28 protein-coding genes are annotated in these 23,091 nt (G+C 67.8%); 14 read left to right on the plus strand and 14 right to left on the minus strand.

Annotation, left to right across the window (positions count from 1 at the left end):
* Window positions 1-3: 3 nt before the first annotated feature.
* The 6 genes from FY251_RS06095 to FY251_RS06120 all read right to left on the minus strand — a co-directional run bounded on the left by FY251_RS06095 (window position 4) and on the right by FY251_RS06120 (window position 4,703).
* A complete protein-coding gene (locus FY251_RS06095) occupies window positions 4-489 on the minus strand; it encodes a DUF1850 domain-containing protein (RefSeq protein ID WP_148413903.1) in 486 nt (161 codons plus the stop codon).
* Window positions 490-540: 51 nt separating this feature from the next.
* Window positions 541-1,575 (minus strand): TAXI family TRAP transporter solute-binding subunit, encoded by a 1,035-nt coding sequence (locus FY251_RS06100; protein ID WP_148413904.1) that lies wholly within the window; start codon window positions 1,573-1,575, stop codon window positions 541-543.
* Between the two features lie 448 nt (window positions 1,576-2,023).
* On the minus strand, window positions 2,024-2,227 hold the full coding sequence (locus FY251_RS06105; protein WP_148413905.1) for a hypothetical protein: 204 nt from the start codon (window positions 2,225-2,227) through the stop codon (window positions 2,024-2,026).
* A gap of 149 nt (window positions 2,228-2,376) precedes the next feature.
* On the minus strand, window positions 2,377-3,057 hold the full coding sequence (gene upp, locus FY251_RS06110; RefSeq protein ID WP_089777084.1) for a uracil phosphoribosyltransferase: 681 nt from the start codon (window positions 3,055-3,057) through the stop codon (window positions 2,377-2,379).
* Window positions 3,058-3,165: 108 nt separating this feature from the next.
* The gene (locus FY251_RS06115; protein ID WP_148413906.1) at window positions 3,166-3,396 is read right to left on the minus strand and encodes a hypothetical protein; all 231 of its coding nucleotides are present in this window, start codon (window positions 3,394-3,396) and stop codon (window positions 3,166-3,168) included.
* Entirely contained in the window at window positions 3,393-4,703 is a 1,311-nt protein-coding gene (locus FY251_RS06120; protein ID WP_148413907.1) for a GTP-binding protein, read from the minus strand. Before FY251_RS06120 ends, FY251_RS06115 begins: the two co-directional genes overlap by 4 nt.
* Window positions 4,704-4,804: 101 nt before the next feature.
* Here FY251_RS06120 and FY251_RS06125 point away from each other — a divergent pair, with 101 nt between their 5' ends.
* From FY251_RS06125 to FY251_RS06135, 3 genes are all read left to right on the plus strand, one after another.
* On the plus strand, window positions 4,805-5,101 hold the full coding sequence (locus FY251_RS06125) for a hypothetical protein (RefSeq protein ID WP_004968702.1): 297 nt from the start codon (window positions 4,805-4,807) through the stop codon (window positions 5,099-5,101).
* A 1-nt stretch (window position 5,102) separates the two neighbouring features.
* Complete coding sequence (locus tag FY251_RS06130; protein ID WP_148413908.1) at window positions 5,103-6,068, plus strand: TRC40/GET3/ArsA family transport-energizing ATPase; 966 nt, start codon at window positions 5,103-5,105, stop codon at window positions 6,066-6,068.
* Between the two features lie 135 nt (window positions 6,069-6,203).
* Window positions 6,204-8,027 (plus strand): carbon starvation protein A, encoded by a 1,824-nt coding sequence (locus tag FY251_RS06135; RefSeq protein WP_148413909.1) that lies wholly within the window; start codon window positions 6,204-6,206, stop codon window positions 8,025-8,027.
* Between the two features lie 54 nt (window positions 8,028-8,081).
* On the opposite strand, the gene FY251_RS06140 is transcribed toward FY251_RS06135, so the two are convergent.
* Entirely contained in the window at window positions 8,082-8,735 is a 654-nt protein-coding gene (locus FY251_RS06140) for a hypothetical protein (protein ID WP_148413910.1), read from the minus strand.
* Window positions 8,732-9,112, minus strand: coding sequence for a cupin domain-containing protein (locus tag FY251_RS06145; RefSeq protein ID WP_148413911.1), 381 nt, complete (start codon window positions 9,110-9,112; stop codon window positions 8,732-8,734). The genes FY251_RS06140 and FY251_RS06145 overlap by 4 nt, the downstream gene beginning before the upstream one ends.
* Window positions 9,113-9,200: 88 nt before the next feature.
* Here FY251_RS06145 and FY251_RS06150 point away from each other — a divergent pair, with 88 nt between their 5' ends.
* From FY251_RS06150 to FY251_RS24215, 6 genes are all read left to right on the plus strand, one after another.
* Window positions 9,201-9,410: a hypothetical protein gene (locus tag FY251_RS06150; RefSeq protein ID WP_148413912.1), complete on the plus strand. Its 210-nt coding sequence runs from the start codon at window positions 9,201-9,203 to the stop codon at window positions 9,408-9,410.
* Between the two features lie 73 nt (window positions 9,411-9,483).
* Window positions 9,484-10,176, plus strand: a complete 693-nt coding sequence (locus FY251_RS06155; protein ID WP_148413913.1) for a DUF5828 family protein — start codon at window positions 9,484-9,486, stop codon at window positions 10,174-10,176.
* Between the two features lie 106 nt (window positions 10,177-10,282).
* A complete protein-coding gene (locus tag FY251_RS06160; RefSeq protein WP_089777075.1) occupies window positions 10,283-10,522 on the plus strand; it encodes a hypothetical protein in 240 nt (79 codons plus the stop codon).
* Window positions 10,523-10,601: 79 nt separating this feature from the next.
* A complete protein-coding gene (locus FY251_RS06165; RefSeq protein ID WP_004044838.1) occupies window positions 10,602-10,973 on the plus strand; it encodes a helix-turn-helix domain-containing protein in 372 nt (123 codons plus the stop codon).
* Between the two features lie 95 nt (window positions 10,974-11,068).
* On the plus strand, window positions 11,069-12,328 hold the full coding sequence (gene thrC, locus FY251_RS06170) for a threonine synthase (protein WP_148413914.1): 1,260 nt from the start codon (window positions 11,069-11,071) through the stop codon (window positions 12,326-12,328).
* A 111-nt stretch (window positions 12,329-12,439) separates the two neighbouring features.
* Window positions 12,440-13,060 (plus strand): hypothetical protein, encoded by a 621-nt coding sequence (locus FY251_RS24215; protein ID WP_148413915.1) that lies wholly within the window; start codon window positions 12,440-12,442, stop codon window positions 13,058-13,060.
* A gap of 50 nt (window positions 13,061-13,110) precedes the next feature.
* Here FY251_RS24215 and serA read toward each other — a convergent pair whose 3' ends face one another.
* Complete coding sequence (serA, locus tag FY251_RS06180; protein WP_148413916.1) at window positions 13,111-14,688, minus strand: phosphoglycerate dehydrogenase; 1,578 nt, start codon at window positions 14,686-14,688, stop codon at window positions 13,111-13,113.
* A 139-nt stretch (window positions 14,689-14,827) separates the two neighbouring features.
* On the opposite strand from serA, the gene FY251_RS06185 reads away from it, so the two are divergent.
* Window positions 14,828-15,493: a hypothetical protein gene (locus FY251_RS06185; protein WP_148413917.1), complete on the plus strand. Its 666-nt coding sequence runs from the start codon at window positions 14,828-14,830 to the stop codon at window positions 15,491-15,493.
* 33 nt (window positions 15,494-15,526) lie between these two features.
* On the opposite strand, the gene FY251_RS06190 is transcribed toward FY251_RS06185, so the two are convergent.
* A complete protein-coding gene (locus FY251_RS06190; RefSeq protein WP_148413918.1) occupies window positions 15,527-15,964 on the minus strand; it encodes a hypothetical protein in 438 nt (145 codons plus the stop codon).
* A gap of 143 nt (window positions 15,965-16,107) precedes the next feature.
* Here FY251_RS06190 and serB point away from each other — a divergent pair, with 143 nt between their 5' ends.
* The 4 genes from serB to FY251_RS06210 all read left to right on the plus strand — a co-directional run bounded on the left by serB (window position 16,108) and on the right by FY251_RS06210 (window position 17,809).
* Window positions 16,108-16,755: a phosphoserine phosphatase SerB gene (gene serB / locus FY251_RS06195; RefSeq protein WP_148413919.1), complete on the plus strand. Its 648-nt coding sequence runs from the start codon at window positions 16,108-16,110 to the stop codon at window positions 16,753-16,755.
* 51 nt (window positions 16,756-16,806) lie between these two features.
* A complete protein-coding gene (locus FY251_RS06200) occupies window positions 16,807-16,998 on the plus strand; it encodes a hypothetical protein (RefSeq protein WP_148413920.1) in 192 nt (63 codons plus the stop codon).
* A 185-nt stretch (window positions 16,999-17,183) separates the two neighbouring features.
* Window positions 17,184-17,600, plus strand: a complete 417-nt coding sequence (locus FY251_RS06205) for a DUF2178 domain-containing protein (protein WP_148413921.1) — start codon at window positions 17,184-17,186, stop codon at window positions 17,598-17,600.
* Window positions 17,597-17,809 carry a helix-turn-helix transcriptional regulator gene (locus FY251_RS06210; protein WP_148413922.1) on the plus strand — a complete coding sequence of 71 codons (213 nt, stop codon included), beginning with the start codon at window positions 17,597-17,599 and terminating at the stop codon, window positions 17,807-17,809. The genes FY251_RS06205 and FY251_RS06210 overlap by 4 nt, the downstream gene beginning before the upstream one ends.
* A 33-nt stretch (window positions 17,810-17,842) precedes the next feature.
* Here the strand turns inward: FY251_RS06210 and lpdA are convergent, their stop codons facing one another.
* From lpdA to pdhA, 4 genes are read right to left on the minus strand one after another with little or no spacing between them, the layout of a single operon-like run.
* Window positions 17,843-19,270, minus strand: a complete 1,428-nt coding sequence (gene lpdA / locus FY251_RS06215; RefSeq protein ID WP_148413923.1) for a dihydrolipoyl dehydrogenase — start codon at window positions 19,268-19,270, stop codon at window positions 17,843-17,845.
* On the minus strand, window positions 19,270-20,862 hold the full coding sequence (locus FY251_RS06220) for a dihydrolipoamide acetyltransferase family protein (RefSeq protein ID WP_148413924.1): 1,593 nt from the start codon (window positions 20,860-20,862) through the stop codon (window positions 19,270-19,272). Before FY251_RS06220 ends, lpdA begins: the two co-directional genes overlap by 1 nt.
* 3 nt (window positions 20,863-20,865) lie before the next feature.
* Window positions 20,866-21,849 carry an alpha-ketoacid dehydrogenase subunit beta gene (locus tag FY251_RS06225; protein ID WP_148413925.1) on the minus strand — a complete coding sequence of 328 codons (984 nt, stop codon included), beginning with the start codon at window positions 21,847-21,849 and terminating at the stop codon, window positions 20,866-20,868.
* On the minus strand, window positions 21,846-22,952 hold the full coding sequence (pdhA, locus tag FY251_RS06230) for a pyruvate dehydrogenase (acetyl-transferring) E1 component subunit alpha (protein ID WP_148413926.1): 1,107 nt from the start codon (window positions 22,950-22,952) through the stop codon (window positions 21,846-21,848). Before pdhA ends, FY251_RS06225 begins: the two co-directional genes overlap by 4 nt.
* Between the last annotated feature and the right edge of the window lie 139 nt (window positions 22,953-23,091).

Genomic DNA, 23,091 nt, shown 5'->3' on the forward strand with positions numbered 1-23,091 from the left:
TGGTCAGTGGAGGGCGGCGTCGAGGACGGAGCGGTGCGTGACGTACAGGCGGACCGAGCGCGCGTCGGAGAGCGCTACGAGGTCGTAGGTCCGGTCACCGACGTGTAGTTTGTGGCCGGCGATGCGGCCGGGTTTGACGTACAGGTCCTCGTAGCTCCCCTCGGGGTCGAAGACGAACGAGCCGTTCTCGGTCGTCACGTTCGCCCGAGCGGGGAGTCCCGCGCCGTAGGATTTGAACTCCATTTTGGTCATGACGAGCTCGCCGTCCCGAACCGCGTAGGCGTCGAGGACGCGCGTCTTCTCGACGCTGTGGGTGTATTCGAGCGCGACGGTCGTGTTCTCTTCGACCGGCATCGTCTGTAGTCGCTCGCCGGTCTCGGCGTCTTCGACGACGAGCACCTGTCCGGCCGGGACGGCGGCGCTTCCGCCGACGGCGACCGCCAGCACCGCGACTACGACGAGGAGACGTGTGGGAGTCGAATCAAGCATCGAAAGGTGGGTAGGAAACCGCTGTTCGAAAGTGAATCGAAGCGTCCCGCGTTAGCCGAAGTAGGCCTGCGCGCCGGGGTGAAGCTCGATGGACATGCCGTCCTGTGCGCTCTCCTTGGAGATGAACTCCGTCTTGATGGTGAGCTGGTCGACGTTGTCGAAGATGGCGCCGGTGACCGCTTCGACGGTCGCCTCGGGCTGTTCGGCGTTGGTCGCGATCATGGCCTGAACCGAGACGGTCGGGGCGGGGTTCTCCAGCCCGTAGGTGCCCGACGGGACCTCGTCGTCGGCGTAGAACGGCGCGGCGTCCTTGACGGCCGTGCGGTTGTCGCCCTCGATGGGGACGATGCGGACGTCCTCGGTCGCGGCGAGCTCCTCGATGGCACCGACCGGCCAGCCGCCGACGACGAACGCGGCGTCGATGTCGCCGTTCTTCAGCTGGTCGGAGGCCTGCGAGAAGCCGGTGTTCTGCTCGCTGTAGTCGGAGATGCCGAGGGCTTCGAGAATCTGGGTCGCGTTGACCTGCGTGCCCGAACCGAGGTCGCCGGTGTTGATGGTCGCACCGGAGAGGTCCGAGGGCGTCTCGATACCCGTGTCCGCGAGCGTGACGATGTGAATCGTCTCGGGGTAGAGCGTGGCGACGCCGCGGAGGTTCTCGACGGGGCTGCCCTGGAACGCCTCGATGCCCTCGCCGTTGCGGGCGAAGTAGGCGACGTCGTTCTGAATCAGCGCGAAGTCCGCGTCGCCGCGGGCGAGACTACCGACGTTCTCGACGGACGCGCCGGTGGACTGCACCTGAAGCGTGAAGTCGGTCTGCGACTCGACGACCGACTTGAACTCGTTCGAGAGGGGGTAGTACGTGCCGCCCGTCCCGCCGGCGTGCCACGAGAGTCGGCTCTCCGTGCCACCGTTACCGCCGGATTCGGTCGTCGTCTCCTCGGCGGCGGTAGTGGTCTCTTCGCCGCCGGATTCGGTCGTCGTCGTGGTCGTCTCTTCGCCACCGCCGCCGGAACAGCCGGCGAGTCCGGCGAGGCCAGCGGCACCTGTCGCGGCGATAAACTGTCGGCGGTCAAGCTTTCGAGTCATACAGTCCTATTCGACGCGATGCGTATTTATGGTTGTTCATGTCAATGACCAGCTAATCGCGATTTTCCCGCCGATACTGCCACATAATTACCGAATTTTGAATAGTAATTCGATAACGAGGCACATCCCTGAACTGGTCGGTCGAAAGAGGACTTCAGTCTCGGGCTGTCGATTCGGTTCGGTCGGGTCCGACGCGCCGGCCTCTCCGCGTTCGCCTTCGATATTCGTCCCGTGCGTTCGCGGGACGTTCGACTCGAAACGAAGGGGTTCGGCGAGTCGGGTCCCGTCCCCGGGGAACCCAATGGGAACGCATCTCACAGTAGTCTACGGGGGTCCGGTTCGGGACGTTCGACTCGAACAAAGACCGGCCGCCGGAGGCTCGTTTTCGACCCGAAGAGAAGGGGTTCGGACGGCGGGCGTCGGGAACGCGGCCACCGGCCCGATGCCGTCAGTCGACGATTATCTCGGAGTCCGCGGAGTCGTCCGACGACTGTTTGGGCGACATCTGTTCTTCGTACTTGGTTATCCAGTCGGCGAAGCAGGTCGGACAGAGTCGCTGGTCGTCGACGGTCGAGCCGTCGACCTGCAACTGGACCGCGCGGGCGAGGGCGTCTTCGACCGCCCGCCCACAGCCATCGCACGGGTCGCTCATCGTCGGCTCCCTCCGGCGGCGCGAGGTTCGTCCATGCGTCGGAGGTGCGCGGGCGGTAACTTAGTCGTTACCCGAATCCGGGTCGGCGGCCGAGGCGGCCGTCCGCGACTCCCGCGCGACGAAGCGAGGCGCGACGGGACGAGACCGAGTTACGTCGTGCGGAACGCGCGGTCGCCGGCGTCGCCCAGGCCGGGGACGATGTAGCCGTCGTCGTCGAGGTAGTCGTCGATGGCGACCGTCAGCAGGTCGACCTCGGGGAACTCGTTGTCGACGCGGAGCAGGCCGTCGGGCGCGGAGACCGCCGAGAGGACGAACAGCTTCTCGGGGTCGACGCCGGCGTTGTCGAGGATGTGGTCGAGGACCGAGCACATCGTCGAGCCGGTGGCGAGCATCGGGTCGGCCACGATGACGGTGTCTTTCTCCGTGATTTCGGGGAGCTTCACGTAGTCGATGGTGATGGGGAAGCCGCCGTCGTCGTCCATCCCCGCCTCCTCGTCGCGGCCGGCGGAGATGACGCCCTGCTTCGCCCGCGGGAACGCCTTGAGCAGCCCCTCCACGAACGGCGTCGCGGCGCGGAGCACGTTGATGATGACGACGTTGTCGAGACCCTTCACGCGCTCGCCGGTCGTCTCGGCCAGCGGGGTCTGGATGGTGACGTACTCGGTCTCCATCGCGCCGTCGATTATCTCGTAGCCACAGATGCGGCCGAGTTTGACGAGGCCTTTCCGGAAGGCGACCTGCGTCGTCTCCACGTCCCGGAGGCGCGAGAGCGTGTCCTTCGCCAGCGCGTGCGTGATGAGGTACGCGTCGTCTCGGTCTTCGATGGGCATCTTACTGAGAAGGCGGTTTCCCGAAGGACATAAATGCGGCTATCGGCCGCCAGCGGTGCCCTGCGGGTAGTTCACGCGTAGAATGGGTCGGCGACGCATCCGGCGGTTTCAGTTCGTCACGAGGTAGGTGACCGCCGTGAGCACGAGCGCCGCCGACGCGACGTTGACGACCGAGAAGGCCGCGAGGTCGATGTACGACAGGCCGTAGACGACGACCGCCGCGAACGCCGTCGAGAGGACGAGATTCATCACGAAAAGCACCCGCGGGTCGCCCTCGCCCCACTCTATCTCCTCTCCGCGCTCCTCGTCGTCGCCGGCTCGCTCCGACTCGCCGCTCATCGGCCGCCCTCCGAGGCCGCGTCGGCGGTCGGGGTCGACTCGCGCTCCCGGGTCGGTTCCGCGAGCGCGACTTCCGCGCCCGGTTCGGTCGGATAGTCGCCGGCGTCGGCGTCCGCGCCGGGGTCGAGCAGGTGGGCGTCGAGCGCGGCCGCGAGCGCGTCTTCGTCCATCCGGCGGCCGATGAACACCAGTTCGGTCCGCCGGTCGCCGTGGTCGTCGTGCCAGTCGAGTTCGGGATGATTGCGGCGGTAGGTGTCCTGTTCGAACTCGGGGCGCGAGGCGACCCACGGACCGGCGGCGGCGACGTACGCCGACGGGCCGGCCTGACTGTAGGTGTAGTGGACGTCCTCGGCTCCGGCGACCCACAGCGACCCTTTCGCCCGGACGACCGAGTCGGGGTGATTTCCGAGGACTTCGGCCGCGCCGTCGGGGTCGAGCGGTGCCCGGCGGCGGTAGACGAACGAGGTGACGCCGTAGGTCGCCTCGGCGTGTGTGGTTTCGTCGCGGCTGTGGTCCTGTTCGTGGTCGCCGTGGTCGTGGCCGTGGTCCTGTTCGTGGTCGCCGTGGTCGTCTCGGTCGCCCTCGCTTCCGTCCGCGTCACTCTCCAACGCGGCCCGCCAGCCGACGGGCGCGTCGGGGTCGTGGAGGTCCGACAGGAGCAGGTCAACGTCCACGTCGCCGTGGTCCGTCTCCACGACGGTCGCGCCGGGGCGGAGCGCCTCGACCGCGTCGCGGACCGCCGCGAGTTCCGCGTCGGAGACGAGGTCGCGCTTGTTGAGGACGACGAGGTCCGCGCTCTCGACCTGTTCGACGAGGAGGTCTGAAAGCGGGCGCACCGAGCCGTCGCCCTCCTCGGCCACGGTGCGGTCGGGGTCGCCGTCGCCGAAGGTGTCCGCGAACAGCCGCGAGTCGACGACCGTGGCGAGGCCGGCCACGTCGTAGCGGGCGGCCGCCCGGGAAGTGACGAACAGCCGGGCGACCGGGCCGGGCTCCGAGACGCCCGAGGCCTCCACGACGAGGTGGTCGAACGACCGCTCGCGCGCGAGGCGGACGACCGCGGTTTCGAGGTCGTCCTGAAGCTCACAGCAGATACAGCCGTTCGAGAGTTCGGTCACGCCGTCGCCGACCGCGAGGTCGGACTCTTCTGCGACCAGTTCGGCGTCGACGTTCACGGAGCCCATGTCGTTGACGAGCACGGCGATGTCGCGGTCGCCGGCGTTCGTCAACAGGTGGTTGAGAAGCGTCGTCTTGCCCGCCCCGAGACTCCCGCCGAGCACCGTCACCGGAATCGTCTCCCCCGCGTTCATGAGCGGGCCTACCGGGGCCGCACATATGAAATCGCAGGTAACCAGCGCGGACGTTCGTGAACGATACCCTTTTGTCCGAAAGCGGGTGAGTGTGTAAACTGATGACGCTCGCCGCGCGCATCGAATCCTTCCGCGAACTCGTCGAAGAGTGGCTCCGCGGCCTCTACCACGGGATGATTTCGCACCCCGCCTACGAGAAGATCGAAAAACAGGCCGAGGACGACGAGGACGCGTTCATGCTCGCGTGCTTCCCCGACGCGTTCGGCATCCCCTCGCCCATCTCGTACTACACCGCCGAACTGCTCCCCTATCTCGAAGACGAGTTCGAGGCGTGGGAGCGGCGGATGTGGGACCGCGGCTCGCTCCTCGAACGCAAGGGCCACCAGTACCACTTCTAACATGCGCAAATTCGTCTTCTTCGGCGGCAAAGGCGGCGTCGGCAAGACCACGATGTCCAGCGCCTACGCGGTCAAGTGCGCCCGCGACGGCGTCCGGACGCTCCTCGTGTCGACCGACCCGGCCCACAGCACGAGCGACGTGTTCGACCAGTCCTTTACCGACGAGCCGGCGGCCGTCGCCGACGAACCGAACCTCGACGCGATGGAGATCGACCCCGAGACGGAGGTCCGCGAACACCTCATGGAGACGAAGCGGGCGATGGGCGACCAGGTCAGCCCGGCGATGGTCAACGAGATAGACCGGCAGATAGAGATGGCCCACCAGACGCCCGGCGCGTACGAGTCGGCGCTGTTCGACCGCTTCATCGACGTGATGCGGTCGGCGGACGACTACGACCGAGTCGTCTTCGACACCTCGCCGACCGGCGGGACGCTCCGACTGCTCTCCTTACCGGAGTACCTCGACGGCTGGATTCAGCGGCTCCTCCACAAGCGCAAGGAGTCAGTCAAACTGTTCGAACGCGCCGCTATCGGCAACAACGAACCGCGGCGGATGATGGACGGCGACCCCATCATCGCCCGCCTCGAACAGCGCCGCGACGACTTCTCGTTCGCAAAGGAGACGCTGCGGGACGACGCCGCGTTCTTCCTCGTCGTGAACCCCGACGAACTGTCGCTGCGCGAGACCGAGCGCGCGATCGACCAACTCGACTCCTACGGCCTCGACGTGCGCGGCCTCGCGGTCAACCGCCTCACGCCCGAACCCGACCCCGACGAGTCGGGACGGGGCGCGACGTTCTTGCGCGACAGAGTCAAGACAGAACGGGAGCGACTCGCCGACCTCCGCGAGAACTTTTCGCCGCCGCTCGTCGCCGCCGTCGAGACGCGGGTCGCCGAGGTCAAGGGTGACTTCTTGGGCGAGGTGGCGGCCGAACTCGACATCGACACCGCGACCGCAGTTCAGTAGGTAGGTAAACCGACCCCGCGGTGAGAATTTTCGGCGTCCCTCGCCGATTGAACCTGTCGTTCGAACACGATACATTCCTATCTATCGTTAATGTTAAGGTGGGGATTTTCGTGTCACCGAGTGGGGCAGCGTACCATGGTACAAGTCATTTGGTTGGTCGTCACGGTACTCGCGTTGTTTACCGTCGGGTATCTCGGTTACTCCCGATATCTCGCGCAGTTCGTCGAACTCGACGACAGTCGTGAGACGCCAGCGCACAAGTACGAAGACGGTCAAGAATACGTTCCGGCGAAAAAGCCGGTGTTACTGGGGCATCACTATTCGAGCATCGCAGGCGGCGCGCCGATCGTCGGACCGATTACGGCGGGCGTTGTGTGGGGCTGGGTTCCCGCGCTCGCGTGGATCGCCATCGGCAACCCGCTTCTCGGGAGCGTCCACGACTTCGTGTCGCTGTCGAGCAGTCTGCGACACGACGGGAAGTCCATCGGCTACATCATCGGCGAGTACGTCGGCGAGCGCGGCAAGAACATGCTGTTGTGGTTCGCGTTTCTCACCATCGTCCTCGTCGTCGCGGTGTTCGCCCTCGTGGTGGCCATCGTGTTCAACGCCTATCCGGAGGCGGCCACGGCGAGTCTGGTGTACATCGTCCTCGCGGTGCTGTTCGGCATCTATCTCTATCAGCTGAACCTCCCGTTCCTGCTCGGGACGTTCGTGTTCGTCGTGGCGATGTTCGTCGGCGTCTACGCGGGGATTCAGTACCCGATTGCGCTGTTCGAACCCGCGGCCCGCGCGCCCGCCGAGACGTTCGTCCTGTTCTCCGGCTCCGGCGCGTGGCTCCCCGGCGCGAGTTCGTTCAACGGGAACACCGCGGCGTGGGTGCCGCTCATCCTTGTCTACGGGGCGATTGCGAGCGCCCTCCCGGTCTGGGTGCTGCTGCAACCGCGCGACTACCTCTCGTCGTTCCTGCTGTACGCGGGCGTCGGCGGCGCGCTCGTCGCCATCGTCGCGGGCACGTTCTTCACGACCCCGACCCAGCCGCTCGTGACGAACCTCGAACCGTACTACGGGTTCATCGGCCGCTCCGGCGCGCCGCTGTTCCCGCTTCTGTTCATCACCATCGCCTGCGGGACGATAAGCGGGTTCCACTCGCTCGTCTCGTCGGGCACGACCTCGAAGCAACTGAACAAGGAGTCCGACGCGCGCGTCATCGGCTACGGCGGCATGCTCGGCGAGGGCCTCCTCGCCACCGTCGCGCTGGCGACGGTCGCCATCGTCGCGCCCGACGTGGGCGGCGGCATCGGCCTCGCGCTGCCGACGTTCGCCGCGGGCGGCGGCGTCATCCTGTCGAGCTTCGGCATCCCGACTGACTTCGGCGGGCCGTTCATGGCGCTCGTCCTGGTCAGCTTCCTCCTCACGTCGACCGACACCGCGGTTCGCCTCGGTCGCTACATGATGGAGGAAATCGTCGGGACGCCCGAGACGCCGGTCGAGGAGTTCGCGACCAACCGCTACGGCAACGCGTTCGTGCAGTCGCTGCCGGCGTACATCCTCATCACCAGCGGCTCGTGGCTGACGCTCTGGCAGTTGTTCGGCGGCGCGAACCAGCTTCTGGCCGCGCTGGCGCTCCTGACCGCGACCGTCTGGCTGGCCAACTGGGACGACTCCAAGCAGCTTCTCAGCACGGGCCTGCCGATGGCGCTCATGACGACTATCACGTCGCTGGGCCTGCTGTGGCTCGCGTTCCACGACAACCTCTACGCGAAGTTCCTGAACCCCGAGTGGATGGCCTCGGCGGGCACCTTCGCGATGGTGTCGGCGGTCGTCCAAATCGTCCTCGCGCTGGTGCTCGTCTATCTGGCGCTGTCGCTGGCGAAAATCGGCTACGACAACATCAAAGAGGCCCGGAGTTCGGGCGGCGGTGGCGGTAGCGGCGGTCGTCCGCAGCCGGGCGACGACTGACGCGCGGTCGTTCGCCGTTCGCCTCTGACCACCGACCCTTCGACTCCGTTTTTCTCACCGACGCAACTTCCCGAGGACCCGGCCTAACAGCCCGTCTGAGACCGCCGGCGAGCCGTCGGTCCAGAGCGTGAACGCGGCGACCGAGTCGGCGTTGCGGCTGGCGACGGCGTCCTCGTCTGCCGGCGCGACGACGGCGACGTTCACCTCGTAGTGGCCGTAGTAGCCGAACTTCAGGAGCGTCCGGTCGGCGAACTCGGACACGAACGTCCGGACTTCCTCCGGCACCGCGTCGGCGACGAGCACGAACGTGAAGTCCGTCCCGTAGTGCTCCTCGTCGGGGTCTATCCACTCGTCGGCGAGCGCGTGACCCAGTTCGACGAGCCGTTCGAGTTCGGCGACCGTCGCCGACTCGACCCGCCGCGCGAACATGTACTCCATCGCGTGGTGGTTGGCGTAGTTGATAGACCGGTGGAGGAACTGCTTTTGGCTCTCCATCCGCATCGAGCCGAACAGGTCGAACCGCTCGCCGCGGACGGCGTACGCCCGCTCCAAGTCGTAGTTGTACATGAGCCGCTCGGCGACTCGGTCGAGGTACTCGTCGTCCCACTCGGGGCGGTCGAGGGCCGGATTCGGGGGCGACGCGTCCGCCCCGCTCGGCTCGTCCGGCGCTTCGGGTCCCTCGGCGTCCTCGGGTTCGACGCTCCTCATTCCTCGTCGGGGTCGTAGGGCACGGCGTCGCCCGACACGGCCGGCGAGCCGAGCGCGAGCAGTTCGACCGGCTCGTCGGCGTCCTCGGGGTTGTACGCCCGGTGCGGGCTCTCCGGGTCGGCGACGAACAGGCCGTCGGCGTCGACTTCGAACGTCTCGTCCGGCGTCTCGACGAACAGCGTGCCCGAGAGGACGTAGAACGCCTCCTCCTGTTCGGTGTGGTAGTGGTACGAAAGCGGCACCTGCTCGCCGGGGGCGGCCCGGAAGCGGTTGAGCGCGACGGTCTCTAAGCCGCCCTCGCCGCCGATGCGGCGGAGTTCGCACGGGCGGTCGTCGGCGGGTTCGACGGCGGTTGCGTCCACGACGCGATATCCCATGAGACGGAGCAACACGTTCGACCGTATAAGCCCGTCGCGACCCGCCCGGAAACCAAGGTTTATTCGTGAAGGTTCCGAACCCCGGCGCATGGGAGACTCGACCCGAGAGGCGTGCGGCCGGTGTTCGATGACCACCGTCGTGGACGCCGCCGCGAGCGGGGACCGCGACCCGTTCGGCGACGACCGAATCGAACTCGACGAGTCGGCGCTCCGGGCCGCGTCGCCGACGGCGTGGCTCGGTCGGGTGTCGGCGCGCCTCGACGCGGCCGCAGAGCGGCTCGTCTACGGCGACCGCTAGACGTTCTCACCCGTGTGCGAACCTGTCTCCTCGTAGAGTTTATACCGTCTGGCACGTAGTCCCGTCAACGACAATGGAAGAGAGCATCTCCGGGTTCAAACGCCGCGGCACCTGGGACGAGGTCGTCGAACACGGGGAGCGAATCACCCGCGCGCTCCGCGACGCCGACGTCGACGGCGACGCCTTCGACGACTGGGACGAGTGGCGGCCGAAGTCCCACGAGCGACTCGGCGAGGACGTAAACGAGAAGACGGCCCAGCAGGCCAGCGTCGGCGAGGGCGAGGGCGAGAAGGCGGGCAAGACGCCCAACGACGACCTCAAGACGGCGGGCGAGAAGCTCTCTCGCTCCTACGAGCGGGTCGAGGAGGGCGACAACGAGGGGGCTGTCGAGTCGTGGCAGGACTCCATCAACTACGTCGCTCGCGCGGCCGACTCCGCCGGGCGGAAGGCGCTGCGGAAGGTCGAGGACACGGTCTACCGCAACGTGATGACCCAGTTGGCCCCGTACTACTTCGACAACGAACTCGTGAGCGCGAACATCCAGCGGGTCGGCCGCGGCTCCGGCGACGAGCGGTTCGTCTTCGAGGTGAACGTCAACGACGACGAGCTGAAGTCGGAGGTGTCGGAGACGCTGCGGGGCTTCGAGGACGAAATCGACCGCTGGCACATCGACACGCCGAAGGAGACCGAGGTCGCGGAGGCCGTCGAGGGCGTGGAGGTGCCGACGACGGACGAGGAACACCGTTCCAACTGGACGACGAACTGAGCCGGGTCCGGTTTCGGCTCGGTTCGCCGCCCGCTGTCGGCACGCGTTTCTGTCGGCACTCGCCGCCATCGACAATACTGATAGCGCTCGCCTGCGACCCTCCGGTATGCCCGAGCCGCTCCGAGTCGAGTCCGGCGAACTGACCGCAGACGAAATCCTCGACGCGCTCCGCGAGGGCCGCCGCGTCGTCGTCCGAGCGGAACTGCTCGGCGGCGTTCACGAGGTGACGCTCCGCCACGACGGGACGGTCTTTTACTGCGATACGCCGACGACGCTCCACAAACACGAGGACGAAGACGGGATGCGGGCGTGCGTGCTGAAGATGGGCTACGCGAAGGCGGAGTAGCCGCGGCGTCCCGTCCGGCCCCGACCGCTCGCTCGCCTGTAGGTGAGGGTTTAATCCGGCGCACGGCGAACAGGTGTGCATGGCCGACGCACCGGACATGGGCGAACTGATGGAGACCGAGGACCCGAACTTCGGACAGGTCCTCGCGTGCGTCTTCGGCATCCAGAGCCACGAGAGCCGGACGTATCTCGCACTACTCGACAACCCCGGGAGCACCGTCGCCGAACTCGCGGAGGTGCTCGACCGCGACCGGAGCAACGTCAACCGCTCGCTGACGACGCTCCTCGATAAGGGCCTCACCGAGCGCAAGCGCCGCCTGCTCGACCCCGGCGGTTACGTCTACCAGTACACGGCGACGCCGCTCCCCGAGGCCAAGGAGATGATGCACGCCGCGCTCGACGAGTGGGCCGAAGACGTTCACGCCCGCATCGACGCGTTCGGCGAGTCGTAGCTCCCCCGGTCGACCGCGCTCCCGGCGAGTCCGTCGCCCGGCAGGTGCCGCCCAAACCCGCCCGCTTTTGTCCCTCTGGTGCCACCGCCCGAGCAATGAGCCTCGAACTCACGGCACCCGCCCCCGAGGAGCCATCCGTCGCCGACGACGGCACCTGGCTCGAATGTATCGCGTGCGGCGCGCAGTTCGCGCCGTTCGAGGACGTTCGGTACACCTGCGACGACTGCGACGGCCTCCTCGAAGTCCGCTACGCCTCCCCGCCGACGTGGGACGACTTCGAGGGCCGCGGCGTCTGGCGCTACAACGCCGCGCTCCCCTTCGAGGAGGGCGTCTCGCTCCCCGAGGGCGCGACGCCGCTCCACGAGGTCCCGCGCCTCGAAGCCGACGTCGGCGTCGAGACGCTCCGCGTCAAACACGAGGGGATGAACCCCACCGGCTCGTTCAAGGACCGCGGCATGACCGTCGGCGTCCGCGTGGCGAAGGAACTCGGCGTCGGCCGCCTCGCCTGCGCCTCGACCGGGAACACCTCGGCCGCGCTCGCCGCCTACGGCGCGCGCGGCGGGATGGAGACGCTCGTGTTGCTCCCCGCCGGGAAGGTCGCCGCCGGGAAAATCGCGCAGGCGTCGCTCCACGACGCGCGCATCCTCGAAGTCGACGGCAACTTCGACTCCTGTCTCGACATCGTCCAGGACCTCGCCGCCCGCGGCGAGGCGTACCTCCTCAACTCGCTGAATCCCTTCCGGCTTGAGGGTCAGAAGACCATCGGCCTCGAAATCCTCGAAGAGTTCCACGAGGACTACGGCGGCTATCCGGACCGCATCGTCCTCCCCGTCGGTAACGCGGGCAACACCTCGGCGCTCTACAAGGCGTTCCGCGAACTCGTCCAGTCGGGCGCGCTCGACGCCGACGACGTGCCGAAGCTGACCGGCGTGCAGGCCGAGGGCGCGGCCCCGATGGTCGAGGCCGTCGAGAACGGCTGGGACGACACCCAGCGCTGGGAGGACGTCGAGACGCGCGCGACCGCCATCCGCATCGGCAACCCGGTCAACGCGCCGAAGGCGCTCCCCGGCATCCGCGAGACGGACGGCACGGCCGTCGCCGTCTCCGACGAGGAAATCACCGAGGCGCAGCGCGACCTCGCGGCCGAGGGCGTCGGCGTCGAACCCGCCTCCGCCGCCTCCGTCGCCGGCCTCCGAAAGCTCCGCGCCGAGGGCGTCGTCGACGCCGACGAGCGGGTCGTCTGCCTCACGACGGGCCACCTGCTGAAGGACCCCGACGCGGCGTTCGAGGCGGGCGACGACCCCGAACCCGTCCCGAACGACACCGAGGCGGTGCTCGAACACCTCGCCGAGTAGGCGCGCCGGCCGCCCTCGGCGACCGGCGAAGCGGTCACCCCGGGGACGATGACGGGCGTCAGGTGCGCGTCTGACGCATCCTTTTCATTCTGTGGTACGTTGTGCCACACGATGTCGCTCAGCAGCATGCCGACCGGGACCGTCAGTCGGGACGGGGCCGGTTCGAGAACGTACCCGCCGGACGGAATCGAGAACGGGCCGTCCGAAACCGCGTCTTCGGCCGCCTCAGCCCCCGCGTCTTCGGCCACGTCCACCCGCGCATCCGCGGCCTCGTCAGCGCCCTCGTCCTCACGCGCATCCACGACCGCGTCAGCGCCCTCGTCCTCACGCGCGTCCACGACCGCGTCAGCACAGGCGTCCACGGCCTCGCAGTCACGCGGTCGTCAGCAGTCGCACGGTCGTCAGCAGTCACGCGGCCGCCGTCCGTCGTCGGCTACCGACGCACGGAGCCGAGAGTCGCTCCAGCGCGAGAACGAGGCGCTTCGCCGCGCGAACTCTCGACTCAGCGAGCGTCTCGACAACGCCGATGCGGACCAACAGGAGATAATCGACCACTACGAACAGTTGCTGGCCGAGAGTCGCGGCCGCGGCCGACAGCGGACGCACGGCCCGTCGGGCCGGCAAAATGAGCGGTCTCGTCACTCGCGCGTCGAATCGAGCGCGGCCGAAACGGTGCAAGCCGCCGTCGGGCGCGTGGTCGATGGAGTCGCGTCGGCGCTCGGCCGGCGGTAGCGTCGTTTCGGTCGTAGTCGTTTCTCAGAAAGAGGCGCGGGTCGCCCGCTTCAGAGCGTGATGAGGTCCACGTCGATGATGCGGTCGTCGGCGAGGAGTTTCTCCCGAACGTCGTCCGGCACGTCGTCGTCGAGGTTGTAGACGGTCAGCGCCTCGCCGCCGGCCTTCGCGCGGCGGGCGTTGAACATCCCGGCGATGTTCACGTCGTTCTCGCCGAGGACGGTCCCGATGAAGCCGATGACGCCCGGCTTGTCGTAGTTGCGGGCGACGAGCATCTGGCCGTACGGAATGGCGTCGAGCCGGTAGCCGTTGATGCGGACGATGCGCGGGTCCTCGCCGGTGAAAAGCGTCCCGGAGACGGTCATCTCCTCGTCGCCGTTGCGGACGGTGACGGTCACGAGGCTCTGGAAGTCGTCCGACTGGCGGGACTTCGACTCGACGACCTCGATGCCGCGTTCCTTGGCGACCTGCGGGGCGTTGACGGCGTTGACCTGCCATTCGAGCGGCGCGAAGACGCCCTTCAGCGCGGAGGCCGTGACGAGTTCGATGTCCTCGGCGGCGATGTCGCCGGTGTAGGTGACCTCGACTTCGCCGAGGCGGCCGTCCAGCAGTTGGGCGGCGATTTTCCCGGCGGTCTCGGCGAGGCCGATGTACGGCTGGATGCGCGGGAAGGCGCTCTCGTCGACCGACGGCGCGTTGAGCGCGTTGATGACGGGTTCGTCGCGGAACGCGGCGACGATTTGGTCGGCCGTCGAGACGGCGACGTTCTCCTGTGCGGCCGAGGTGGACGCGCCGAGGTGCGGCGTGACGACCACGTCGTCGACGGAGAGAAGCGGGTTGTCGGGCGAGACGGGCTCGTCGGCGAACACGTCGACCGCGGCCCCGTCGATGACGCCGGCGTCGACGGCTTCGGCGAGAGCGCCCTCGTCGACGACGCCGCCGCGGGCGCAGTTGACGAGGTAGCCGCTCCCCATCGTTTCGAGTTCGTCGGTGGAGATGAGCCCCTCCGTCTCGGGGGTCAGCGGCGTGTGGACGGTGAGGAAGTCGGCGCGGGCGAGACAGGCGTCGAACTCGACGAGCTCGGCACCGAGCTGGTCGGCGCGCTCCTCGCCGATGTAGGGGTCGTAGGCGACGATGTCCATCCCGAGCGACGAGAACTTCTTCGCGACCTCCTGGCCGACGCGGCCGAGGCCGACGACGCCGAGGGTCTTGCCGTTGACCTCGTTGCCGAGGTAGTCGGACTTGGCCCACTCGCCGTCCTTGAGGCGGGCGTGGGCCTGCGGAATCGAGCGCGCGGCGGCGAAGCCCATCGCGACGGTGTGTTCGGCGGCGGCGCGGACGTTCCCCTCGGGCGCGTTGGCGACGATGACGCCGTGTTGGGTCGCGGCGTCGATGTCGATGTTGTCGACGCCGATGCCGGCGCGTCCGACGATGACGAGGTCGGGAGCCGCCTCGAACACCTCGGCGGTCACCTGCGTTCCGGAGCGGACGATGAGCCCGTTCGCGTCGGAGACGGCTTCGAGCAGGGCGTCACCTTCGACGTCGTACGCGGTCTCTACCTCGTAACCGGCCTCGCGTAGCCGATCCAGACCCGCGTCGGCGATCGGGTCCGTGACGAGTACCTTCATGCGCGTAGCGTCAGACCCATTCGGGTTAAGGGTTGTCACAACGGCCGATATCGTGACATTGAGACTGTCTCGCACGATTCGGGCGACGCGGTCGTTCGCCCCACTAGTATTATCTGCACGACTCCGGTAGATTCGGTAGATGGTCTTCCGTCCCGAGAACGCTTCGCCGGCGACGCGGTCGCCCGAGGTGTCGCTTCCGGACACCGGGTCCGTGCTCATCGCCGGCCCGACGATGACGCGGAAGCGTCGGCTCATGCTCTCGATGCTCGCGCCCGGCGAGCGCGACGACGCGGGGACGGTCGTCGTGACGACGAAGAAGCCCGCCCCGAGCATCGCACAGGAGCTATCGTCCATCAGCGGGTCGCCCCCGGAGCAGTTCGAGGTCATCGACACGACGAGCGTCGCCGACCTCCTCGGCGACCGCTCCGACGCGGGCAACCTCCGGTACGTCTCCAGCCCCGGCGACCTGACCGGCATCGGCATCCACCTGACTCAGTCGCTCCGGGAGCACCACGAGGCGAACCGGTCGGCCCGCGTCGGCCTGCACGTCCTCTCGACGCTCGTGATGTACACCGACCTCAAGCGACTGTTCCAGTTCCTGCACGTCATCACGGGCCGCATCTCAGCGGCGGGGTTTACCGGCGTCTTCACCCTCGACACCGGCTTCGTCGACGAGCGCGAACTCGCGCTCCTCAAACAGCCGTTCGACGGGTTCGTCGAGACGCGCGACACCGACGGCGACCCGGAGTACCGGGCCCGCGGCCTCGACGACGGACCGGGGTCGTGGACGCCGCTCCGAATCTGAGCGGGCGTCGCGGCCGTCGTCTCTCGGCCGACCTCACGAGAGGTGCTCCACCGCGAGGTCGACAAGCGGCGAGTTCGCCCGGTCGAACGTCGCGATGGCTCCCGACCACTCGTCGTTGGGGTAGATGGCGACGACGACTTCGTCGAACCACCTGATGACGGCGTTCAAATCCCCGTATCCATCGAGTCCGGGTTCGTTGACCGGTTCGCCGAGCGCCTTCATCACGAGCGTCTTCACGCGCTCGCTCCGCTCGTTCGGTCCGAGCGCGTCGTCGATGTCGTCGCGGAGGTAGAGGAGTTCGAACGCCTCGCCGTCGTACTGACCGACCGCGCGCACGTCGGCGTCGTCGAGGTCGCGGAGGCTTCGGACGAACTGTCGGAGCGGGCTGTCGCCCTCGTCGCCGAAATCGTCGGCCAGGTCGGCTTCGACGTCGCTGAGCGTCTCGTGTTCGGCGTCGTGGGGGTCGTCCATACGTGCTTGTCAGGGAGACGACGGGTAAATAGCTGTGCGCGGTCACCCCCCGTTTCCCGCCGGGGGCGGCTCGCCAGCGCCCCTCCCCGCCGCATAACTGCCGACGCGGAAGCTTTGAAACCCCGCGGCGACGACGGGCAGATATGCGCATCATCGCCTTCGACTTCGACGGCACGCTCTCGGACTCCGAGATGACGGTCCTCCTCGGCAAGAAGAACGGCACGGCCGACGAGATGGCCGACATCACCGAGCGGGCCATGAACGACGAGATGAGCTACGCGGAGAGCCTGCGCTCGCGCGCCCGCCTCCTCGAAGGCCTCGAAGAGGAACTCGCCGAGGAGGCCTACGGCGAGGTCGAACTCCGCCCCGGCGCGGCCGACCTCATCCGGCGCCTCCGCGACTACGGCCACCACGTCGCCATCTTCACCGGCGGGTTCGAACGCGGCGTCGAGCGCGCGCTCGAAACGGAGGGCGTCGAGGTCGACGACATCGTCTCGAACCGCCTGCCCGTGAGGGGCGGCCGACTCACCGGCGACGTGGAGGGGTCGCTCATCGAGGGCACGAAGGACACGGCGCTGGAGAATCACGCCGCCGAACACGACGTGCCGATGGACCGAACCGTCGCGGTCGGCGACGGCGCGAACGACCTCCCGATGCTCGAAGTCGCCGGCCTCTCGGTCGGCTTCGTCCCCAAGGACGCGGTCCGCCCGGCCTGCGACGCCGTCGTCGCCTCCATGGACCGACTCGGAAAGCTCTTCGAGAGCCACGGGATTCTCGACGCCGACGAGTAGACTGTTTGTTCCTTGCTAACATTTATCATATGGGGGGCCGTAGCCCCGCGTATGCCAATCAGCGACGTCAACACGCCCGAGTTATGGGTGGCGGGCTTCGTCTTCGTGGCCCTCGCGCTCGCCGCCCTGTTCGAGGGCGTCGTCCTCTTCGACGTCCGGACACTCGGCGTCGACGAGTCGATTCCCGCGGCCGCGGCGGTCGTGGGGACGATGCTGGCGCTGTGGTGGTTCGACGACGGGTGAGCGCGACCGCGACCGCGACCCGACTCGACCCGGCCTGAACCGACGCTGACGCCCTTCTCTGCGGCCGCGCGAACCTCGGAGCGACGCGACCGAACCGGGACAACGATTAAGTCGGTGTGTAAAGTATGCTTTACTGTAAAGCGAACTTTCCACCCGGTCTCCGACCCGGCGCTTTACACAGAACTATGACACAGGTCCAACGCTCACCGACGCCTCGGCTCTCCAGACGACGGCGGTACCGACGCCTGCTGTTCGGCTCCATCGGGGCCGGCGTGCTCGCCTCCCTCGTCCTCCGGTTTCTCGACTACCCCGTGGTCGGCGAGGCCGTCTACTGGCTCGGCATCGTCGCCGCGCTCGTCGCTTGGCGCAGCACCGACGTCGCGCTGTTCGACGAGCGCGACCGGTCGCTCGAACGACGGGCGAGCCAGCTCACGATGACCGTCGCCGCGGTAATCCTCGTCCTCGGCGCGTCCGCCGCCCGGCTCGGCGCGACGCTCGGGCTGTTCGAGGTCTCGCCGTTCGTCTCGGGCGCGCTGTACGGCTTCGTCGGACTGTTCGGTCTCTTCGCCCTGTGCTACCTCTGGGTCCGCGCTCGGACATGAAAAACGGGGTCCGCACGCGCCGCGAGGCCGCAGACCTCAGTCAGGGCGAACTCGCCGACGCGGTCGGCGTCACCCGACAGACCATCAACGCCATCGAGCGCGAGCGGTACGACCCCTCGCTCGAACTGGCGTTCAAGCTGGCGGCGTACTTCGACTGTCGCGTCGAGGACGTCTTCGACCCGGAGCTCGACGGCGACCTGACCGCGTAAAAAAGTCCTCCCGCTTTTCGACCGCTCCTCACCTCACCGATTCAGCGTGTGAATCGCCTGTCCGAGCGCGTTCTCGGCGGCCTCCATGACCGCTTCCGCGAGCGTCGGGTGGGTGTGGATGGTCGAGGCCACGTCTTCGAGCGTCGCGCCCATCTCGATGGCGAACGCGAGTTCGGCGATGAGCTCCGAGGCCTCGGGGCCGACGATCTGCGCCCCGAGGACGAAGCCGGACTCCTCGTCGGCGACGACGCGGACGAAGCCGTCGGCGTGGTTCGTCGTCAGCGCGCGGCCGGACGCCCGGAAGGGCATCTGCCCGACGACGGGCGTGAAGCCGGCCTCCTCGGCGTCGGCTTCGGTCATGCCGACCGTGCCGATTTCGGGGTCGGTGAAGACGGCGGCCGGGACGGCCTGACTGTCGAAGGCGACCGGCTCGCCGGCGACGTGTTCGGCGGCGACGATGCCCTCTTTCGAGGCGACGTGCGCGAGCATCGGCGTGTCCTCGACCACGTCGCCGACGGCGTAGATGTGCTCGACGTCGGTGCGGCGGCACTCGTCGACCGAGAGGAACCCGCGGTCGTCGGCTTCGAGGCCGGTGCTCTCGATGTCCATCGTGTCGGTGACGGGCGAGCGCCCGACGGCGACGAGCACCTTGTCGGCGCGGTACTCGTTTTCCTCGCCGTCTTCGGTCTCGGTGGTCACCATGATGCCGTCGTCCTCGTCGCGCCAGCCGCTGGCCCCCTCGCCGAAGTGCATGTCGATGCCGAGCTCTTCGGCGCGCTTGCGGACGACGCGGGCCACGTCGGACTCGTAGCCCGGCAGGATGTCGTCGAGCATCTCCACGACGGTCACGTCCGCGCCGAGCTTGGCGAACGTCGTGGACAGCTCCATCCCGATGTAGCCGCCGCCGACGACGACCAGTCGCTCCGGGACGGTGTCGGCTTCGAGGGCGTCCCGCGACGACCACACCGGCTCGTCGCCGAAGTCGAAGCCGGGAATCTGGATGACGCGCGAGCCGGTGGCGATGATGCAGTGTTCGAACTCGACGGTCTCCGAGCCCTGTCCCTCGCCCCCGTGGGCGATGCGGACGGCGTTTTCGTCCTTGAAGCGGGCGGTCCCCTCGACGAGGTTGACGCCGTTGGCCTTACAGAGCTTCTCGACGCCGCCGGTGAGTTGGTCGACGACGCCGCTCTTCCAGTCGCGCAGCTGCGACATATCCACGACGGGGTCGGCGTGGATGCCCATCTCCTCGGCGTTGCCCGCCTCGTGGGCGAGGTTCGCGCCGGTGATGAGCGCCTTCGAGGGGATACAGCCGTAGTTGAGGCAGGTGCCCCCGTAGGCGTCCTTCTCGACGAGCGTCGTGTCGATACCGTTCTGTGCGGCGCGGATGGCGGCGACGTAGCCGCCCGGCCCCGCGCCGATGACGAGCAGTTCCGTTCCGGTTGCGATGTCTCCGACGACCATTATTCTAACACCAGCAGCTTGGGGTCTTCGAGCAGTTCCTTGACGCGGTTCGTGAACCGAGCGCCCTGCGCGCCGTCGACGACGCGGTGGTCGAACGACAGCGAGAGGGTGAGGACTTTACGCGGCACGACCTCACCGTCGACGACCCGGGGCTTGTCTTTGATGGCTCCGAGCGCGAGAATCGCCACCTCGGGGTAGTTGACGATGGGCGTCGCGTACTCGCCGCCGATGCCGCCGACGTTGGTGATGGTGAAGGTGCCGCCGCGCATCTCCTCGGGCGCGATTTTGCGGTTGCGGGCCTTCTCGACCTTCTCGTTCATCTCGTCGGCGAGTTCGAGCATCCCCTTGCGGTCCGCGTCGCGGACGACGGGAACGAGCAGGCCGGCGTCGGTCGCGGCCGCGACGCCGATGTTGTACTCGTCGCGCAGGACGATTTCCTCGTTTTCCTCGTCGAGTTGCGAGTTGAGGTACGGGAAGTCCTTCAGCGCCGCGACGACGGCCTTCATCACGAACGGCATGTAGGTCAGCCGCGAGCCGCGGTCCTCGGCGACGGGCTTGAGCTGTTCGCGCAGTTCGACCAGTTCGGTCACGTCCACCTCGTCGTGGTGGGTGACGTGCGGCGCGGTGTACTTCGACCGCTGCATCTGGTCGCCGATGGCCTTGCGGACGCCCTTGTAGGGGACGCGCTCGCCGGCACCGGGGCCGGCCTCGGGCGGTGCGGATTCACTCGTCGCGTCGCCCGTCGCCTCGGCGTCCGCGGTTCCGGCGTCGGCCTCGGCGGCCACCGCCTCGGCGTCCGCGGCCTGCGCCTCGCGCTGTGCTTGGGCGTACTCCTGGACGGCCTCGGGCGTGACGAACGCCTCGCCGTCGCGCATCTCGGTCGCGGGGACGGCGTCGATGTCGACGCCTTCCTCCTTGGCCAGCGCGCGGGTCGCGGGCGCGGCGAGCGTCTGTTCTCGGTCGGCGCTTTCGGTCGATGCGGCGGACGCGGTCGCCGACGCGGACGCAGCTGTTCCCTCGTCGCGCTTCGCGGTCGCGGACTTCCCGTTGGTCTGGACGGTCCGCGGGCCGCTTGGTTCGTCGCCGCCCTCGTCGCCGTCGTCTTCCGCGGCGGCGCGAACGTCGCCTTCGGTCACGCGACCGCTCGGGCCGCTCCCGTCGACGGAGTCGAGGTCGACGCCGAGTTCGCGGGCGAGGCGGCGGACGCTCGGCGGGGCGAACACGCGCCCGCCGGAACTGGAACCGTCGTCGCCATCGTCGCCATCGTCGCCGGCGTCGTCGCTCTCGGGCGTCGTCTCCGCGTCGGCGGCCTCGGCGTCCGAACCGGCGGCCTCGGCGGCCTCCTCGTCTCCATCGACCCGGATGGTGATGATGACGTTGCCGACGGGCACGACCTCGCCCTCCTCGGCGAGGAGTTCCTCGACCGTCCCGTTGAACGGCGAGGGCACGTCGACGAGCGCCTTGTCGGTCTCGACCTCCGCGAGCACCTGGTCTTCTGTCACCTCGTCGCCCGGCGCGACGTGCCACGTTACGAGTTCGCCTTCCGCGACGCCTTCGCCGACGTCGGGGAGTTTGAATTCCTTGAGCGCCATCGTTCAGAAGTTCACCGCCTCACGAATACCTTCTTCGACGCGGGCGACCGAGGGGAGGTAGTAGTCCTCCAGCGCGTACAGCGGGTACGGCACGTCGTAGCCCGCGACGCGCTTGACCGGCGCTTCCTGGTAGAGCAGCGCCTCCTCCTGAACCGTCGCCGTGATCTCGGCTCCGAGACCGCCGTTCTTCGGGGCCTCGTGGACGACCACCGCGCGGCCGGTCTTCTTGAACGACTCCACGATGGTCTCGCGGTCGAGCGGCGAGACGGTGCGGATGTCCACGACCTCGGCGTCGATGCCCTCCTCTTCGAGGTTCTCGACGGCGTCGAGCGTCGGGCGCGTCATCGCGCCGAAGGTGAACACGGACACGTCCGTGCCCTCGCGGCGGACCGCGGCCTCGCCGATGGGGACCGTGTAATCGCCTTCCGGGACCTCGCCGCGGAACGCCCGGTAGATGAGCTTCGGCTCCATGAAGATGACCGGGTCGGGGTCGCGGATGGCGGAGATGAGCAGTCCCTTCGTGTCGTACGGCGTCGAGGGGATGACGACCTTCAGGCCGGCCTCGTGCGCGTAGAACATCTCCTTTGACTCCGAGTGCGACTCGGGGGCGCGGATGCCGCCGCCGTAGGGCGCCCGAAGCACCATCGGGAGCGTGTAGCGGCCGCGGGTGCGGTTGCGGAACCGACCCATGTGGCTCACGATTTGGTCGAAACCGGGGTACATGAAGCCGGAGAACTGAATCTCGGGGACCGGCTTCAGCCCCATCGCGGCCATGCCGATGGCCGTGCCGACGATGCCCGATTCGGCCAGCGGCGTGTCGATGACGCGGTCGTCGCCGAACTCGTCCCAGAGCCCCTCCGTGGCCCGAAAGACGCCGCCGTTCTTGCCGACGTCCTCGCCCATGACGAGCACCTCGTCGTCGAGGTTCATCTCGGTGTAGAGACCGTCCCGTACCGCCTGCACGATGGTGAGGTTCTGACTGCTCATTCTCTGAGGAATCCTTCGTCGCCGAACTTCTCGCGGAGCGCCTCGAACTCCTCGAACTGTGCCTGAATCTCCGGGGTCCGCTCGGCGTAGGCGTAGTTGAACATCTCGCTCGGGTCCGGTCGCGGGTCGGACTCGGCCGCCTCGATGGCGTCGGCGACCCGCTGTTTCACGTCTTCCTCGATGGTCTCGACGGTCTCGTCGTCGATGCGGCCCGTCTCGCGGAGGAACGCTTCCAGCCGCGGAATCGGGTCTTTCGCCTTCCACTTTTCGACCTCGTCGTCGTCGCGGTAGACGGTCGGGTCGTCGGCCGTCGTGTGCGCGCCGAAGCGGTACTGGACCGCCTCGATGAGCGTCGGCCGGCCCTCGCCCTCGGCGGGGTTCTTGGCCTTGTCGAGTGCGGCCTTCGTCACCGAGTAGACCGCGAGCGGGTCCATCCCGTCGACCTGCACGCCGTCGATGCCGTAGGCGGTCGCCTTCTGCGCCAGCGTCTCGGCGGCGGTCTGTCGCTCCCGCGGCACCGAGATGGCCCACTGGTTGTTGTTACAGAAGAAGACGTTCGGCGTGTCGAAGACGCCCGCGAAGTTCAGTCCCTCGTGGAAGTCGCCCTCGGAGGTCGCGCCGTCGCCGAAGTAGCAGATGACGGCCGTGTCCTCCTCGCCGCGGAGCTTCTTCGCCCACGCCGCGCCGGTCGCGTGGGGAATCTGCGAGGCGATGGGCACCGCGGGCGGAAAGAGGTTCACGCCCTCGGGCATCTCGTTGCCATTCTCGTGGCCCATCCAGTACAGGAGCGTCTGCTTCAGCGGGAGGCCCCGCAGCAACGACGCGCCGTGTTCGCGATAGCTCGGAACCATCCAGTCCTGTTCGTCGAGCGCGAGCGCGCTCCCGATCTGTGCGCCCTCCTGTCCCGACAGCGGCGGATACGTCCCCATCCGTCCCTGCCGCTGGAGACTCACCGCCCGCGTGTCGAAGTGTCGCGCGAGACGCATGTATCGGTACATCTCGACGAGCGTCTCGTCGTCGACGTCGGGGACCTCGCCGACGACGGTCCCGTCCTCGTCCAGCACCCGTACTTGGTCCTGCGGGTCGCGTTGAAGCACGCTCACGGGAGAACCCTCCTGTTCATGCCAAAATCGACACCCGCCGGCGTTATATTGTTTTCGTATATAGTTTACTTTGGCTCGGAATATTGCGCATCACATCGTGCTATGTAAACTCACTCGGGGTAAAATTGGACATCTTAGC

The organism is Haloferax sp. KTX1, from assembly GCF_902410085.1.
GTDB classification, from domain to species: Archaea; Halobacteriota; Halobacteria; order Halobacteriales; family Haloferacaceae; genus Haloferax; species Haloferax massiliensis.